This window comes from Streptomyces altiplanensis, assembly GCF_053591575.1.
Genome location: NZ_JBSFUB010000085.1, coordinates 1 through 15720, shown reverse-complemented (window position 1 = coordinate 15720; position 15720 = coordinate 1). Strand labels below are relative to the sequence as shown.

12 protein-coding genes are annotated in these 15720 nt (G+C 70.6%); 4 read left to right on the top strand and 8 right to left on the bottom strand.

The features are described from left to right. Positions 1–55: 55 nt before the first annotated feature. Entirely contained in the window at positions 56–1420 is a 1365-nt protein-coding gene (locus tag ACWD0Y_RS28285) for a vanadium-dependent haloperoxidase (RefSeq protein ID WP_450263151.1), read from the bottom strand. 226 nt (positions 1421–1646) lie between these two features. After that, positions 1647–3422 (bottom strand): glyoxylate carboligase, encoded by a 1776-nt coding sequence (gcl, locus tag ACWD0Y_RS28280; protein WP_450263150.1) that lies wholly within the window; start codon positions 3420–3422, stop codon positions 1647–1649. A gap of 265 nt (positions 3423–3687) precedes the next feature. Here gcl and ACWD0Y_RS28275 point away from each other — a divergent pair, with 265 nt between their 5' ends. Further along, positions 3688–4488: a hypothetical protein gene (locus tag ACWD0Y_RS28275; RefSeq protein WP_450263149.1), complete on the top strand. Its 801-nt coding sequence runs from the start codon at positions 3688–3690 to the stop codon at positions 4486–4488. Between the two features lie 86 nt (positions 4489–4574). Then, positions 4575–5099, top strand: a complete 525-nt coding sequence (locus ACWD0Y_RS28270; RefSeq protein ID WP_450263148.1) for a GNAT family N-acetyltransferase — start codon at positions 4575–4577, stop codon at positions 5097–5099. Between the two features lie 37 nt (positions 5100–5136). Here ACWD0Y_RS28270 and ACWD0Y_RS28265 read toward each other — a convergent pair whose 3' ends face one another. After that, the gene (locus ACWD0Y_RS28265) at positions 5137–6762 is read right to left on the bottom strand and encodes an AMP-binding protein (protein ID WP_450263147.1); all 1626 of its coding nucleotides are present in this window, start codon (positions 6760–6762) and stop codon (positions 5137–5139) included. Continuing rightward, positions 6759–8438 carry an AMP-binding protein gene (locus ACWD0Y_RS28260; protein ID WP_450263146.1) on the bottom strand — a complete coding sequence of 560 codons (1680 nt, stop codon included), beginning with the start codon at positions 8436–8438 and terminating at the stop codon, positions 6759–6761. The genes ACWD0Y_RS28265 and ACWD0Y_RS28260 overlap by 4 nt, the downstream gene beginning before the upstream one ends. Before the next feature lie 102 nt (positions 8439–8540). On the opposite strand from ACWD0Y_RS28260, the gene ACWD0Y_RS28255 reads away from it, so the two are divergent. Further along, positions 8541–9380, top strand: coding sequence for a response regulator transcription factor (locus ACWD0Y_RS28255; RefSeq protein WP_450263145.1), 840 nt, complete (start codon positions 8541–8543; stop codon positions 9378–9380). A 60-nt stretch (positions 9381–9440) separates the two neighbouring features. On the opposite strand, the gene ACWD0Y_RS28250 is transcribed toward ACWD0Y_RS28255, so the two are convergent. Continuing rightward, complete coding sequence (locus ACWD0Y_RS28250; protein WP_450263144.1) at positions 9441–10613, bottom strand: winged helix DNA-binding domain-containing protein; 1173 nt, start codon at positions 10611–10613, stop codon at positions 9441–9443. Between the two features lie 119 nt (positions 10614–10732). Between ACWD0Y_RS28250 and ACWD0Y_RS28245 the strand changes: the two genes are divergently transcribed. Beyond that, a complete protein-coding gene (locus ACWD0Y_RS28245) occupies positions 10733–11884 on the top strand; it encodes a magnesium and cobalt transport protein CorA (RefSeq protein ID WP_450263143.1) in 1152 nt (383 codons plus the stop codon). A 389-nt stretch (positions 11885–12273) separates the two neighbouring features. Here the strand turns inward: ACWD0Y_RS28245 and ACWD0Y_RS28240 are convergent, their stop codons facing one another. The 3 genes from ACWD0Y_RS28240 to ACWD0Y_RS28230 form a co-directional block, all read right to left on the bottom strand. After that, positions 12274–13116, bottom strand: coding sequence for a carbohydrate ABC transporter permease (locus tag ACWD0Y_RS28240; protein ID WP_450263163.1), 843 nt, complete (start codon positions 13114–13116; stop codon positions 12274–12276). Between the two features lie 89 nt (positions 13117–13205). Further along, positions 13206–14099: a carbohydrate ABC transporter permease gene (locus tag ACWD0Y_RS28235; protein ID WP_450263142.1), complete on the bottom strand. Its 894-nt coding sequence runs from the start codon at positions 14097–14099 to the stop codon at positions 13206–13208. A gap of 92 nt (positions 14100–14191) precedes the next feature. Next, on the bottom strand, positions 14192–15505 hold the full coding sequence (locus ACWD0Y_RS28230; protein ID WP_450263141.1) for an extracellular solute-binding protein: 1314 nt from the start codon (positions 15503–15505) through the stop codon (positions 14192–14194). Positions 15506–15720: the final 215 nt, after the last annotated feature.

Sequence of the window (15720 nt, the reverse complement as noted above, 5' to 3'; positions counted from 1 at the left end):
GGGGCAGTCATGTCCCCATGCGGGTCAATTAACCGATTAGAGGGATATTTGGACTTCAACTCGGACACTTGGGCGGAGCCGGCAGTGACAGCTGCGACGGTTGCGACGGCTGTGACGCCGGTGAAGCGGCCGCCCGGTCCAGCGGCCGGAAGTGGTGGGAGAGCACCCAGGTTCCGATGCGGTTGCCGGTCCGGCACCCCACGACGTCCGCGGTGCGGGTGTGGACCCCGACCCACACCCGGGCGTCGATCATGTCCTTGTTGAACTCGTCGGCGTGCTTGTAGTGCCGTGTGGTGCCGGTGGCCTCGGAGCCGACGTGGAGGTCGAGGTGCGAGGTGCCGAGCACTCCGGTCACGGCCCGCAGCACGGCACTGGCGACCGTCGCGTGGCCGCTGATGTAGTCGGGGTGCGGCGGCGTTTCCGGAGCCAGCGGCAGCCACTTCGGGTCCGCTTCGGTGGCGGGGTTGTCGTCGGTGCCGGCCAGGTGGATGGCGGTGACGGGCCGCCAGAAGGCGTAGTGGAACTTGGCGTCCCACGAGGCGATGACGGCGTCGGCCGCCGACGTGTTCGCCGCGGCGAACAGCCGCGCCGTGTCGGCGATGCCGAGGCGGTGCCGGTCGGCGTAGTCCCGGAGCCCCGTCTGGAACTGCACCAGCAGGTTGCCGCCGAAGAAGCGGGCGGTCTCGGTCTGGCGCGCGGTCCTGCCCGAACCGGTCCTCCCCCCCATGGCCTTGAGCTCGTTCACGTCCTGGGCGTAGCGGGCCGAGGACAGGGCGGGCGGGGGGCCGGGACGGAACTGGTCCGGAGAGGTGAGCGCCATCGGGCGGAGCCTGCCGAGCCAGGTGTCGAGGTAGGGCTGGTGGCCGGGCGGGGTGGGGCGCCAGACACCCGGTGCGGGCTCGGCGGTGAACTCGACCGGCGCGTACCGGCCGTCTCCCTCGCGGAGCTTGAGGATGTGGTCGGCGGCGCGTTCCCCGAAAGCCACGCCCTGCTCCTTCGCGCGCCCGTCGGGGATCTTGGCGAGGGAGTCGGTGTACGCGGCGTCGAGGCGGGCCCGCGCGTCGGGGAAGCAGTCGAGCAGTACGCGGTGGGCCGCGGCCACGGCCGCCGCTTCGGGCGAGGCGGCGGAGGGCCCCTTCACCCGCCATTCGTAGGGGGCGTAACGGCCCTGGATGCCGACCACGGCGTTGTAGACGGCGGCGGAGACGAAACCGTGCCAGATGGCCCCCTGCCCGGAGGGATGCGAGGAGCCGAGGTGGTCGCCGACCGTCTCGGTGGCGATGGCGTTCCAGTCGCGGACCGCCGCGGGGTCCGCCGAAGGCGCCGAACGGGCGTCGGCGGTGGCGGCCGCCGTGGGTCCGGCCGCGGCCGGGACCGCGACGAGCGCGAGTGTCGCGGCAAGGCCGACGGCGGCTCGCACGCCCGGACGGGACGGGCGGGACGAGCGGAATGAGAGGGGGAAGTTCTGACGCACGGGGCACTCCATCGAAGCGGTACGACCGGACGAGACACTGGGTAAAGATCAACCGTTATGTCCGGATTCCGCAAGCCGGGGAGGCGCTGGGGCGCGCACCGCGACGCCCGGAACCCGGCCTGCGCGCGCAGGCCGGGTTCCGGGGTGGAGCAGGAGGCGGGAGCGGGATCCGTCAGACGAGCGGACGGATCGCCGTTGGGGCGTGGCCCGGCTCGGTGGCCAGCTCTTCCCACTCGTTGACGCCGTCGATCTGGACGCCCATCGAGATGTTGGTGACGCGCTCCAGGATCGCCTCGACGACGACCGGGACGCGGTACTCGGCGGCGAGCTTCTTCGCCTCCTCGAAGGCCGGCAGCAGCTGGTCCGGCTCGGTGACGCGGATCGCCTTGCAGCCGAGGCCCTCGGCGACCTTGACGTGGTCCACGCCGTAGACGCCGAGCTCCGGGGAGTTGATGTTCTCGAACTCCAGGTTGACCTGGAAGTTGATGTCGAGGTTGCGCTGGGCCTGGCGGATCAGGCCCAGGTACGCGTTGTTCACCAGGACGTGGACGTAGGGGATGTTGTGCTGCGCGCCGACCGCCAGCTCTTCGAGCATGAACTGGAAGTCGTAGTCGCCCGAGAGCGCGACGACCGGCGTCTCGGGGTCGGCGGTGGCGACACCGAGCGCGGCCGGGATCGTCCAGCCGAGCGGGCCGGCCTGGCCGCAGTTGATCCAGTGGCGCGGGCGGTAGACGTGCAGCATCTGCGCGCCGGCGATCTGCGAGAGGCCGATGGTGGTGACGTACCGGGTCTCGGGGCCGAAGGCGCGGTTCATCTCCTCGTACACGCGCTGCGGCTTCATCGGCACGTTGTCGAAGTGCGTACGGCGCTGGAGGGTCGCCTTGCGCTCCTGCGCGGAGGCGGCCCACGCGGAGCGGTCGGGGAGCTTGCCCGCGGCCTTGAGCTCCTTGGCCACCTCGACGAAGAGCTCCAGGGCGGCCTTGGCGTCGGAGGCGATCGCGTAGTCGGGGGCGAAGATCTTGCCGAGCTGGGTGGGCTCGATGTCGACGTGGACGAACGTGCGGCCCTTGGTGTAGACGTCCAGGCCGCCGGTGTGGCGGTTGGCCCAGCGGTTGCCGATGCCGAGGACGAAGTCCGACTCCAGGAAGGTCGCGTTGCCGTAGCGGTGCGAGGTCTGGAGACCGACCATGCCGGCGTTCAGCTCGTGGTCGTCGGGGAGGATGCCCCAGCCCATCAGGGTCGGGACGACCGGGACGCCGGTCACCTCGGCGAACTCGACCAGCAGCTCGGACGCGTCGGCGTTGATGACGCCGCCGCCCGCGACGATCAGCGGCCGCTCGGACGCGACGAGCATCCGGACGGCCTTCTCGACCTGCTTGCGGGTGGCCGCGGGCTTGTAGACCGGCAGCGGCTCGTAGGTCTCGGGGTCGAACTCGATCTCGGTGAGCTGGACGTCGATCGGCAGGTCGATGAGGACCGGGCCGGGACGGCCTGAGCGCATGAGGTGGAACGCCTGCTGGAAGACGCCGGGGACCTGCGCGGCCTCCAGGACGGTGGTCGCCCACTTGGTGACCGGCTTGGCGATCGACGCGATGTCGACGGCCTGGAAGTCCTCCTTGTGGATCACCGCGGTCGGCGCCTGGCCGGTGATGCACAGGATCGGGATGGAGTCACCGATCGCGGAGTACAGGCCGGTGATCATGTCGGTGCCGGCCGGGCCGGACGTACCGATGCAGACGCCGATGTTGCCCGCCTTGGTGCGGGTGTAGCCCTCGGCCATGTGGGACGCGCCCTCGACGTGGCGGGCGAGCGTGTGGTCGATGCCACCGCCCGCCTGGAGGGCCTTGTAGAACGGGTTGATCGCCGCGCCCGGCACACCGAACGCGTTCGTGACGCCTTCGCGCTTGAGGATCTCAACTGCGGCTCGGGCTGCGGTCATTCGAGGCATCGCGTACTCCTGCTCGGCCAGTCGGAGTGACCCCACCGCTGCGGGCCGGTGAGCCTCACTCCATAGTTTCCATAATGCGGAATTTTGATTCTGCTATACGGAAGCAATCTAAAGTGAGGTCCGGCGTGCGTCAAGAGCGGCAATGACCGAAGCCCCTCCCCAAGGGATCGCTCTTGGTGGACGATGGGCGACGTACCGCAGTCACACGTACCGGAGTCACATGCCGGTCACGTGCCAGTCGCCGACGGTCCGGAGGGGGACGGTCATGGGAGAGAACGTGCCGGTGCGCTGCCCGGCGTGCCGTCGTCAGCACAGCTTCACGGCGCCGGTCTTCCCCTGCGCGTGCGGGGAGCCGCTGGCTCCGCCGCTGTTACGGGGCGCGGCCCCGGAGCGGATCACGCACCGCACCTGGACCGACACGTGGGTGACCGTGCGCTGCGGCGCGTGCGGGCGCCAGGACCAGTGGCCGCAGCCCGAACTGGGGTGTGCGTGCGGTGCGGTGCTCCGCATACCGGTACGCCCCGTGCCGCGCACCGCCACGCCACCGCGCACCGCCACGCCGCCATGGACCGCATCGCCGCCGCGCACGCCGCCGCCGGGCGCCGGGGCCGGACCGGCCGCCGCTGCCGCCGCCGGCTCCCGGTCCCCCGCCCCACTGCCGCCGGGCGCGGCCCTCCCGCGTCCGAGGTTCCGCCCGATGACGATCAGGACCGCGCGGGACGCGGTGACCGCGGCGGCGCTCTACCTCAAGTGGCTCGGATTCCGCGACATCATGCAGTCCCCCGAGCGCCCCGCCTCCGGCATAGACCTGCGCGCGCCCGGTCTGGTCGCCCAGGTCGACCCGACCACACGCCCTGCCACGCTGCGCGACGTCGAGTGCCTGTGGCTCAACGGCCTCAGCGCGTCCGCGGTGAGCGTGTTCTTCTCCCTCGCCGGGTACGCCGACGACGCGCGGGCCGGCGCGGACACCCTCGGGGTCCCGCTCTTCGTCATGGACCTCACGGGAACGCCGCAACCGGTCAACCGCCCGGCGGACGAGCTGGTCAGTACCGGAGCCGGCGCATAGGCGCGGGCCCTGCGGCGCGCTCCCCCGCCGGGCCCGTCCCGCCGGACCCGCCCCGCGCCGGACCCGCCCCCGGCGATACTGGTCCCATGCGCATCCGTCACGCCACGCTCGCCGAACTCCCCGCCCTCCAGGCGATCGAGCGTGCCGCCGGCGAGCCCTTCCGCGCCCTGGGCATGGCCGCGATCGCCGACGACGAGCCCCCGTCCCTCGACGCGCTCGCCCGCCACCAGCGGGCCGGCCACGCCTGGGTGGCCGTGGACACCGGCTCCGGCTCCGGCTCCGACGGCCACCCGGTGGCGTACCTGATCTCGGACGTCGTGGACGCGGCGGCCCACATCGAACAGGTCTCGGTCCACCCCTCGGCCGCCCGCCGCGGCACGGGCCGCGCGCTCATCGGCCACCTCGCCACGACGGCCGCGGCCGAGGGCCTCACCGCCCTCACCCTGACCACTTTCACGCACGTCCCGTGGAACGCCCCGTACTACGCCCGCCTGGGCTTCCGCGCCCTCGCCGATTCCGAACTCACCCCGGGCCTGCGCAGGATCCGCGCGGCGGAGGCCGGTCACGGCCTGGACCGGTGGCCCCGGGTGTGCATGCGCCGCGAGCTGTGAGCCCCGGCGCCACCGCCGCGCGGCCGGCGCGTGAGCACTACTCGGCGTACCGCTCGCGCAGTTCCACCTTCCTGACCTTCCCGCTGACCGTCATGGGGAACGCGTCCATGACCCGCAGGCGGCGCGGGACCTTGTAGTGGGCCAGCCGGTCGCGGCAGTACGCGGTGATCTCGTCCAGCGTCGGCGGGTCGTCCCGGTCGCGGGGGACGACACAGGCCAGGATCTCCTCGCCGTAGCGGTCGTCCGGGACGCCGACCACCTGGACGTCGGAGATCTTGGGGTGGCCGTACAGGAACTCCTCGATCTCCCGCGGGTAGATGTTCTCGCCGCCCCTGATGATCATGTCCTTGATGCGGCCGACGATCTGGACGTAGCCGTCCTCGCGGATCAGCGCCAGGTCGCCGGTGTGCATCCAGCGGCCCGCGTCGATGACCTCCGCGGTCCTGTCGGGCTCGTCCCAGTAGCCGAGCATCACGCCGTAGCCGCGGGTGCACAGTTCACCCGCCCCGCCGCGCGGCAGCGTCACACCCGTCACCGGGTCGACGACCTTGATCTCGACGTGCGGCATGACCCGGCCGACCGTGCCCGTACGGCGCTCCAGGTCGTCGTCGCGGCGGGTCTGGGTGGAGACCGGGGAGGTCTCGGTCATGCCGTAGCAGATGGAGACCTCGGCCATGTGCATCTCGGCGACGACCCGCTTCATCACCTCCACCGGGCAGGGTGAGCCCGCCATGATGCCGGTGCGCAGGGAGGACAGGTCGTACGAGGAGAAGTCGGCGAGGCCCAGCTCCGCGATGAACATCGTCGGTACGCCGTAGAGCGAGGTGCAGCGCTCCTCCTGGACGGCCCGCAGGGTCGCGGCCGGGTCGAAGGACGGGGCGGGCACGACGATGCACGCGCCGTGCGACGTGGCCGCGAGGTTTCCCATCACCATGCCGAAGCAGTGGTAGAAGGGCACGGGCAGGCAGATCCGGTCCAGCTCCGTGTAGCCGACCGTCTCCCCCACGAAGTAACCGTTGTTGAGGATGTTGTGGTGGGAGAGGGTGGCCCCCTTGGGGAAGCCGGTGGTGCCCGACGTGTACTGGATGTTCACCGGGTCGTCGCAGGACAACTCGGCCTCACGGGCAGCAAGTTGCTCCTTGGTGACCCCCCGCGCCGCGTCGAGGAGCACGTCCCACGAACCGTCCTCGATGTAGTGGACCGCCCGCAGCCCGGGACAGTCCGGCCGCACCTGGCCGACCAGGGCGCGGTAGTCGCTCGTCCTGTGGGACTGCGAGGCGAGCAGGACGGAGACCCCCGCCTGGTTGAGCACGTACGCCAGCTCGTGCGCCCGGTACGCCGGGTTGATGTTCACCATGATCGCGCCGATCCGGGCCGTGGCGTACTGCGCCAGCACCCACTCCGCGCAGTTCACCGCCCAGATCCCGACCCGGTCGCCCTTCGCGACGCCCGTCCCGAGCAGGCCGCGCGCCAACTGGTCCACGGCCGAACCGAATTCGGCGTACGTCCAGCGGGTCCCCGCCGCCACGTCCACCAGCGCCTCCCGCTCCGGGTGCGCAGCGATCGTCCGGTCGAGGTTCCGGCCGATCGTGTCGCCGAGGAGCGGCGTGGAACCGGTCCCGTGCGTGTACGAGTCCGCGTACACGTTCGCGTCCGTGTTCATCGCAGGTCCCCCTCGTCGTACTCCGCCGCCGAGCCCTTCGCCGTACGCTCGCGCAGTTCGATCCGGCGGATCTTGCCCGACACCGTCTTCGGCAGCTCGGCGAACTCGATGCGCCGGATCCGCTGGTACGGCGCGAGGACCGACCGGGAGTGCTCGAACAGCAGCTTCGCCGTGCCGGGGCCCGGCTCCCACCCTTGCGCGAGCACGACGTAGGCCTTCGGCACGGCGAGGCGCAGCGGATCGGGCGCGGGCACGACCGCCGCCTCCGCCACCGCCTCGTGCTCCAGCAGCGCGCTCTCCAGCTCGAAGGGGGAGATCTTGTAGTCGGACGCCTTGAAGACGTCGTCGGCGCGCCCGATGTAGGTGATGTACCCGTCGGCGTCCCGTGAACCGATGTCGCCGGTGCGGTAGTAGCCACCGGCCATGGCCTCCGCCGTGCGCTCCGGATCGCCGTGGTAGCCGGTCATCAGCCCGACGGGTCGCGCGGAGAGGTCGAGGCAGATCTCGCCCTCGCTCGCCCCCGGTTCCCCGGTGACCGGATCGAGCAGTTCGATGACGAAGCCGGGGCTGGGGCGCCCCATGGAGCCGGCCAGGAGCCGCTGTCCCGGCGTGTTGGCGACCTGGACGGCCGTCTCCGTCTGCCCGAAGCCGTCCCTGATCGTCACCCCCCACTCGCGCCGTACGGTCTCGATGACCTCGGGGTTGAGCGGCTCGCCGGCCGCCAGCGCCTCGCGCGGCGGCGTGCGCAGCTGCCCGAGGTCCGCCTGGATCAGCATCCGCCACACGGTGGGCGGGGCGCAGAAGCTCGTGACACCGGCGCGGTCCATCTCGGCCATCAGCACGGCCGGGTCGAAGCGCGTGTAGTTGTGGACGAAGACGGTCGCCTCGGCGTTCCACGGGGCGAAGAGGTTCGACCAGGCGTGCTTGGCCCAGCCGGGTGAGGAGATGTTCAGGTGGACGTCGCCGGGCTTCAGCCCGATCCAGTACATCGTCGCCAAGTGACCGACGGGGTACGACACATGGGTGTGCTCGACGAGTTTGGGCCTGGCCGTCGTGCCGGACGTGAAGTAGAGCATCAGCGGGTCGTCGGCGCGCGTCACCCCGTCGGGCTCGAAGGCGGCCGGGGAGCCGTCGGCATCGGCGTACGGCAGCCAGCCGTCGCGGGCGCCGCCCCCGACCAGAACGCGCGTGCAGTCCCCGGGGACGTCGTCGAACTTCGCCGCGTCCTGGTCCCGTACGATCACGTGCCGCACCCCGCCGCGCTCGACCCGGTCCCGCAGGTCGGCGGGCCCGAGCAGCGGCGTCGCCGGAATGACCACGGCGCGCAGCTTCATCGCGGCGAGCGCGGTCTCCCACAGCTCCACCTGGTTGCCGAGCATGACCAGGACGCGGTCGCCCGGCCCGACGCCTTGCGCGCGCAGCCAGTTCGCGACCTGCGCGGAGCGCGCCGACATCGCCTCGAAGGAGACCTCCGTGCGCCCGCCGTCCTCCTCCACGATGTGCAGGGCGGTCCTGTCGTTGCCCTCGGCGATCCGGTCGAACCAGTCGAGCGCCCAGTTGAACCGCTCGGGCCGCGGCCAGACGAACCCCTCGTACGCCGCCTCGTAGTCCTCCCGGTGCCTGAGCAGAAAGTCCCTGGCCGCCCGGAAACTCTCCGTCGCGCCTCGTGCCGTCATGCGTCCTCCTGATCGCCGGGCCATTGCCGGACCGCCCACTGACATCGTGTAATCAGTGACCCGGTTGTCACTACCCCCGTACGGGGGTGAAGGGATGGACTCATGGGGGATGTCGCCGAGGTGGCGGAGATGCGAGCGGCCCTGTCGCGGATGCGCCGGGCCACCGGGCTGCCGGTCGCCTTCGGCGGGCTGCTGCCGGACGACGGCCGCACACTGCGCATCGTCGAGCTGAGCGGTGCGGCGACAGGCGCGCTGCACGGTCTCGTCGTCACGGCGGGCAGCGGACTCGGCGGGAAGTCCATGGCGCTCTCGCGCCCGTGCGCGGTCACGGACTACCGGTCGTCGCGCCACATCACCCATGAGTACGACATGGCGGTGGCCGCCGAGGGCCTGCGCTCGGTGCTCGCGGTGCCCGTGGTCGTACGCCGGAAAGTGCGCGGTGTGCTGTACGCCGCGCTGCGCGAGGCGCTGCCGCTGGGCGATCGCGTGCTGGGCACGGCGATGGCGGCGGCGCGCGATGTGGAGCAGTCCCTCGTCGTACGGGACGAGGTGCGGCGGCTGCTGGTGGCGGCGCGCGAGCCGGCGGCGGGCCCCGGCGCGTGGGAGCTGGTCAGGGGCGTGCACAGTGAACTGCGCGCCCTGGCTCCGCGCATCGTCGATCCGGCGCTGCGCGAGGAGCTCGTCTCCGTCTGCGGCCGGCTGGCGGCCGCGGCCGGCGAAGGCCCGGTGCGTGAGCGCGAGCACCGGGTGGCGCTGACGCCGCGCGAGGTGGACGTGCTGTCCTGCGTCGCGGCGGGCGCGACGAACGCCGTGGCGGGGGAACGGCTCGGGCTGCGCCCCGAGACGGTGAAGGGCTACCTGCGCTCCGTGATGCGGAAGCTGGGCGCGCACACCCGTCTGGAGGCGGTGGTGGCGGCCCGCCGCGCGGGCCTGCTCCCGTGACCGTCGCGGCCCGGCACGCACGGGGCGGGGGAAGGGCCGGCCCGCCCGCCCCGGCCCCGCCTATGACGGGAGAGCACCGAACCGTACGTCGCGCACGGTGGCCGACGTCAGGGTGGTGAGGACGTGCTCCCCCTCCTGCGCCAGCGCCGCCCGCTGCGCACGGGTGAGCGTGCCGAAGGGCTCGACCGTCAGGGCGGCGGCGCCGCTCCGGGGTTCCTCCTCCAGCCGCCAGATCCCGGCGACGAACCCGTCCACGAGGAACGTGGGCAATCCCTGGTTGCCCGTCCAGACGCGGGACTTGTACTCCACCGGCACGACGCGGGTGCGGTCGGCGTGGGAGAGCAGCAGGTTGTCGTACTCCGGGAGGAAACGGGGCGGCGCCGGGGTGTCCGCCTCGGGGCGGGGCGCGTCGGGGAGGTCGAAGAGCTCGGTGCCGCGCTCGTCCCGGAAGGTGACCAGCCGCGGCCGGAGCCGTTCGAAGGCGGCCCGCAGCCGGGTCAGCCCGCACCAGGTCTGCATGTCCTTGACGGAGGCGGGGCCGAAGGCCGCGAGGTAGCGCAGTACGGTCGCGTCGGGTGCGGGGGCAGGCTCGGACGCCCGGCCGAACCACTGCTCGGCCGTGGTCAGCGCGACCTGGCCGCTCCGCCCCCACAGGCCGCGCGGCGTGACCTGCACGAGGGGCAGCATGCAGCGGGCGGCGACACCGACGGCGAGCGGTTCGGCGTCGGGCCACTCCTTCAGCAGTACCTCCCGGATCTCCTTCAGGGTCCTGGGCCGCTCCTCGACGAGATCGCGGGTCATCGCCGCCAGCCGTCCCAGGTCCACTCCGGTGAGCCCCTTGCGGAACATCTTGAGTTCGCGCTCGCGCGCGGCCTGGACGAGCGGGCGGAGGGTGAGGCAGTCGTCCGCGGTGTGCGTGTGGAGGGTGGAGCGCAGGGTGACGAGGCGGGCGACCTCGCGGGAGGCCATGAGCCCCGACAGTTCCTCGGGGCCGAAGCCGTCGAGGCGGGCGGTGAGCTGGAAGTACGGCGGCCTGGTGTTCTGCGCCTGGAGGCCGACGAGGTGCCCGACGGCGTCCTTGGCGGACATGGCGGTACGCCGCAGCAGGAGCTGGCGCGCCAGGGTGGCGCGATTGAGGGCGCGGAGGCTGAGCACCCGGTGCGCCGGCGCCGGGTTCGTCCGCTGGGTCTGCCGGGTCTGCTGGGTCCGCTGGGTCTGCGTCTGGGAGGCCATGCTGCGCAGGCTAGTGATCTTTGCGGACAGCTCCGGTCCGCAAGGGCGGGACGATGCCGCTGACATTCGGGACGTATATCCTGCCCGTGCCCGGCTCTCTGCGGAAGGTGAGATCTGCGATGGCGGAGCGACGCGCCCGTCCCGCGCTGTCCCCGAAGAAGCACGCCTGGCGCAGACAGCCCCCGCCGCCGGCCGTACCGCCCGCCGGGGACGACCCCGCCGCGCCCCCCGACGGCGTACAGCCCAACGGCGCCAGCGTCGTGCACGCCGCGCTCTACCGCGACGGCCACCGGGTCTCCATGCCCGACTCGCTCGCCGAGACCTTCCGCCAGCTGCGCGAGTACCCCGACGGCATGGCCTGGATCGGCCTGCACCGCCCGTCCGAGGACGAAATCCACTCCCTCGCCGCCGAGTTCGACCTGCACCCGCTCGCCGTCGAGGACGCCCTGGAGGCCCATCAGCGTCCGAAGCTGGAGCGTTACGGCGAGACGCTCTTCGTCGTGCTGCGCGCGGCCCGCTACCTCGACGCCGTGGAGGAGGTCGACTTCGGTGAGCTGCACGTCTTCGTGGGCCAGGACTTCGTCATCACGGTCCGCCACGGCGCCGCGCCCGACCTCTCCGCCGTACGCAGGCGCATGGAGGAGACCCCCGAGCTGCTGGCGCTGGGACCGGAGGCGGTGCTGTACGCGATCCTCGACTCCGTCGTCGACGGCTACGCCCCGGTCGTCGAGGGCGTGCAGAACGACGTCGACGAGATCGAGACCGAGGTCTTCCGCGGCGACCCCGAGGTCTCCCGCCGCATCTACGAACTCTCCCGCGAGATGGTCGAGTTCCAGCGCGCCACCCGCCCCCTGGTCGGCATGCTGCACAGCCTGATGGCGGGCTTCGCGAAGTACCGTACGGACGAGGAGCTCCAGCGCTACCTGCGCGACGTGGCCGACCACGTCACGCACATCAGCGAACGCGTCGACGGCTTCCGCCAGGCCCTGGCCGACATCCTCACCGTCAACGCCACGCTGGTCACGCAGCAGCAGAACGCGGAGATGCGGGCGCTCGCCGAGGCGGGCTTCGAGCAGAACGAGGAGATCAAGAAGATCTCGTCGTGGGCGGCCATCCTCTTTGCACCCACACTCGTGGGAACGATCTACGGCATGAACTTCGAGTCGATGCCGGAGCTGGACTGGGCCTTCGGCTATCCGTTCGCAATTCTGCTGATGGCAGCGGTGTGTACGAGCTTGTACTTCATCTTCAAGCGGCGGGACTGGCTGTAGGAACCGAACCCGAACAATTGATCAACTTCGCAGCAGTAAACGATACTGAAGAGCCGTTCCGGGGCTCTGGGGAGAAGGTGCGACGCCGGGGAGCGGGCGATCGCCCTCCTCATCTGCGGTTCCGCATGCTCCCCGCGGTCCGGCTCCACACACCCGCCCCTCGTAGACACTCACCAACCACGCAGGGGGCTCAGGACGGTGTTGGTGCGCGAGTCGGCCTGTTCCTGTCCGCGAATCCAGGCGCCGAGCGCTTCCAGCCGGTACATGACGCGGCCGCGCGGACCCATTTCAGTCCGGATCGCCGGGTGGCGGGCTGCACGTGGATGTACCCCGGATCCGGCGGCGGGGCGGTGCGTGCCGGATCCGGGGCGGCTCGGGGGCCGGGCTCGTTACTTCACGGCGCCGGCGGTGACACCGCGGGTGAGGGAGCGCTGGAAGACGAGGAAGAAGACGATCATGGGGATGACGCCGAGGAGGGCGGCGGCGCTCATGGCGGTGGGGTCGCTGGTGTACTGGCCCTGCATGACGGAGAGGCCGAGGGGGACGGTCTGGTTGTCGTTGGAGATGAGCAGGACGAGGGGGTAGAGGAACTCGTTCCAGCTCCAGACGAAGAAGAACACACACATCACCGACAGGGTGGGCCAGCTCATGGGCAGGACGATGCGCCACAGGATGGTCCAGCGTCCGGCTCCGTCCATGGAGGCGGCTTCGATGAGTTCGCGGGGGAAGCTGGCGAAGACGGAGGAGAGCAGGTAGGTGCCGAAGGCGCTGTAGGTGATGCCGACGAGGACGGTGTAGCCGAGTTTCCCGTCGTACAGGCCCATCTCCTTGAAGAGGTAGTAGATGGGGTAGACGAGGCCCTCCTGCGGCAGGACGTTGATGCCGAGGAAGAAGACCAGGAACGCGGTGCGCCACCGTACGCGGCCGATGCCGATGGCATAGGCGTTGAAGAGGGCGAAGAGGACGGCGATGAGGACGACGCCGAGGCTGATCTGGACGCTGTTGAAAAGCTTCTGGGTGAAGCCGACGCGTTCCCAGACGTCGCTGATGACGGCCCAGTTCCACTGCTCGGGCCAGGACAGCGAGCCGTTGGTGCGGTAGTCCGCGCTGGTCTTGAAGGAGTTGAGCAGGATGATCGCGAAGGGGGCGAGGAAGGCGAGGACGAAGACGGTGACCGCGGCCACGACGGCGTAGGAGCCGGGGCCGCGCCGGCTTCCGGTGGCTTTGCGCATCCTGTGCCGGGGGGCGCCGTGGCCGGGGGGCACCGGTGCGGGTGTGCGGGGCAGAGCGGGCGTGGTGGTGTCGGTGGTCGTGGTCATGGTCATCCGTCCTCGCGGGCCTGGCGGGTCAGCATCGTTCCGGCGATGATCAGCACGAGCAGGGTGATGGTGCTGGAGATGGCTGATCCGTAGCCGACGTCGGCGCGCTCGAAGAAGTTCTGGTAGGCGAAGTAGGCGGGGACGAGTGTCGAGTTGCCGGGGCCGCCGCCGGTGAGGACGAAGATCTGGGCGAAGACCTTCAGGCCGGCGATGGTGGTGGTGACCAGGACGACGTAGACCTCGGGCCGCAGGATGGGCACGGTGATGCGGGTGAAGCGCTGCCACCAGGTGGCGCCGTCGAGGGACGCGGCCTCGTAGAGCTCGGGGTCGATGCGCTGGAGTCCGGACAGGAACAGGACGAGGGGGTAGCCGAGCTGCATCCAGACGAGGACGGCGAGGACGACCCACAGGGCCAGGTCGGGGTCGCCGAGCCAGTTCCCTGCCAGGGAAGCGAGGCCGGTCTTCTCGAGGACGGAGTTGAGGGCGCCCTCGGGGGCGAGGATCCAGCCCCACATCAGTCCGGTGACGGCGACGGGGATGACCTGGGGCAGGTAGAGGCCGGAGCGGAAGACGCTGACGAGGCGGTCGCCGTGTTTCTTGCCGATGTAGTCGAAGAGCAGGGCGGCGAGGAACAGGCCGAGCAGGGTGGGGACGACCGCGATGCCGATGATCACGAAGGCGATGTTGCGGAACGAGGCCCAGAAGTCCGCGTCCTGGAACAGACGGGTGTAGTTGTCCAGGCCGACCCAGGCGGGGGCGCCGATGCCCTGCCATTGGGTGAGGCTGTAGTAGAAGGTCATCACCAGCGGGACGACGAGGAAGAGCAGGCTCAGCAGCAGGCCCGGTGCGAGGAAGACGGCGTACCCCGAGGACCGCGGGTGACGGGTGGTTTTCACGGTTGCTCCTAGGTGGGTGGGACGGCGGACCAGTGCGGGCGGGCCGCCGTCCCCGGAAGTGAGGGCCGGCTTTCGGATACGGAGCGTCGGCCTCAGCGCCGCGAGGCGGCGTGCTTCTCGTAGGGAGCCGCGAGTTCGTCGAGGACCGTGTGGGGCTTGCCGCCGTTCATGAGGTTCTGGGTGGCGGCCAGCCATGTGTCGTAGTAACCGGTGACGGGCCAGTCGGGGTAGAAGGCGAGGCCGTTGCTGCTCTGATGGGTGTTGAAGGCGGTGATGAGCTCGCGCGCCTTGGAGTTGGTGATCGTCTCCGCCTCGGCGGCGAGCGGTACGTTGCCCTCCTCACCGATGAGCTTCTGGATCTTGTCGGACATGGTGATGTCGATGAAGTCCTCGGCGAGCTTCTTGTTCTTCGCCCTGGTGGGGACGACCCACTGGTTGCCGCCGGAGCCGAGGGTCTTCTCGCTGCCGGGGTAGGGAGCGGTGGACCACGAGAAGGTGGTGATGTCCGTGGACAGGCCGCCGAACCACCAGTTGCCACCGACCATGACGGGCCGCTTCTGGGAGACGAACTGCTCGGTCATGTCACTGCCCTTGAGGCCGACGTCCTTCTTGTCGAAGTAGCCCTTGTCGAGCCATTCCTTGTACTTGTCGGCCGCGTAGGTCCACTCGGGGCCGTGGAAGTCGACCTTGCCCTTGTAGAGCTGGTAGTCGTCGACCCAGGCGTCCGTGGCCTTGGACAGGGCGAGCAGGTAGAGCCAGTGTCCGGCGGGGTGGTCGTTCCCGGCGTTGGCGAGCGGCGTGATGCCGGCGGCCTTGAACTTGGCGAGTGCGGCCTCGAAGCTCTTGAAGTCGGTGGGTTTGGCGATGTTGTGCTTCTTGAAGAGGTCGTCGTTGTAGTAGGTGAGGACGAACTCGCCGTAGTTGGGTATGCCGTACCACTTGTCGCCGCCCATCTCGCCCTTGGCCGCGTCGTAGCGGGCGGTGACGGAGGCGCTCTCGCTGATCTTCTTGTCCCAGCCGCGCTCCTTCGCGGTGGCGGTGAGGTCGGTGAGCAGGCCCTGCTTGGCGAGCAGGCCGGTGGTGGCGTTGCCCTTGTTGTACTCCATGACGTCGGGCGCCTTGTCGGAGTTGAGGATCATGCCGGCGTTCTGCTGGATCTGCTCGAACGTCTTGCGTTCGAAGACGACCTTCACGTCGGGGTGGGTCTTCTTGAACTCCGCGATGGCGGCGTCCCAGGCGTTGCTGAGGGCGCCGTCCTCCTGCTCGTAGTGCCACAGACGCAGGGTCTTGCCGTCGCCCTCCGCGGCATCGGAGCCTCCGCCGCAGGCGGTCAGGGGTGCCATGAGCGCCAGGGCGGCCATGGCGAGCAGGGCACGACGTGGCGTGCGGGAGCGCGTGTTCGTCATGAGAGTTCCTTGAGTGTGCACGGGAAGGGCGGTGCGGGGGGGCGGGTGTTCAGGCAGTGGGGGGAGGAGGAGGCGCGTGGGTCAGGTGGTGTGGCGTCGGTGGACGCGGGCTTCCCACGGCCGCAGGGTGTGCGGGGTGGTGAGGGGTGCGGTGGCGGGGACGTTGGCGATGAGCGTCTCGCTGTTCGCCCAGCCGTCGGGCAGGTCGACGGTGA

Coding starts and splice junctions, on each gene's coding strand:
- ACWD0Y_RS28250 (WP_450263144.1), bottom strand. CDS start 10,613: ATGGCCTCCCAGACGCAGACCCAGCGGACCCAGCAGACCCGGCAGACC.
- ACWD0Y_RS28265 (WP_450263147.1), bottom strand. CDS start 6,762: ATGAACACGGACGCGAACGTGTACGCGGACTCGTACACGCACGGGACC.
- ACWD0Y_RS28240 (WP_450263163.1), bottom strand. CDS start 13,116: ATGCGCAAAGCCACCGGAAGCCGGCGCGGCCCCGGCTCCTACGCCGTC.
- ACWD0Y_RS28245 (WP_450263143.1), top strand. CDS start 10,733: ATGGCGGAGCGACGCGCCCGTCCCGCGCTGTCCCCGAAGAAGCACGCC.
- ACWD0Y_RS28260 (WP_450263146.1), bottom strand. CDS start 8,438: ATGACGGCACGAGGCGCGACGGAGAGTTTCCGGGCGGCCAGGGACTTT.
- ACWD0Y_RS28275 (WP_450263149.1), top strand. CDS start 3,688: ATGGGAGAGAACGTGCCGGTGCGCTGCCCGGCGTGCCGTCGTCAGCAC.
- ACWD0Y_RS28230 (WP_450263141.1), bottom strand. CDS start 15,505: ATGACGAACACGCGCTCCCGCACGCCACGTCGTGCCCTGCTCGCCATG.
- ACWD0Y_RS28270 (WP_450263148.1), top strand. CDS start 4,575: ATGCGCATCCGTCACGCCACGCTCGCCGAACTCCCCGCCCTCCAGGCG.
- gcl (WP_450263150.1), bottom strand. CDS start 3,422: ATGCCTCGAATGACCGCAGCCCGAGCCGCAGTTGAGATCCTCAAGCGC.
- ACWD0Y_RS28255 (WP_450263145.1), top strand. CDS start 8,541: ATGGGGGATGTCGCCGAGGTGGCGGAGATGCGAGCGGCCCTGTCGCGG.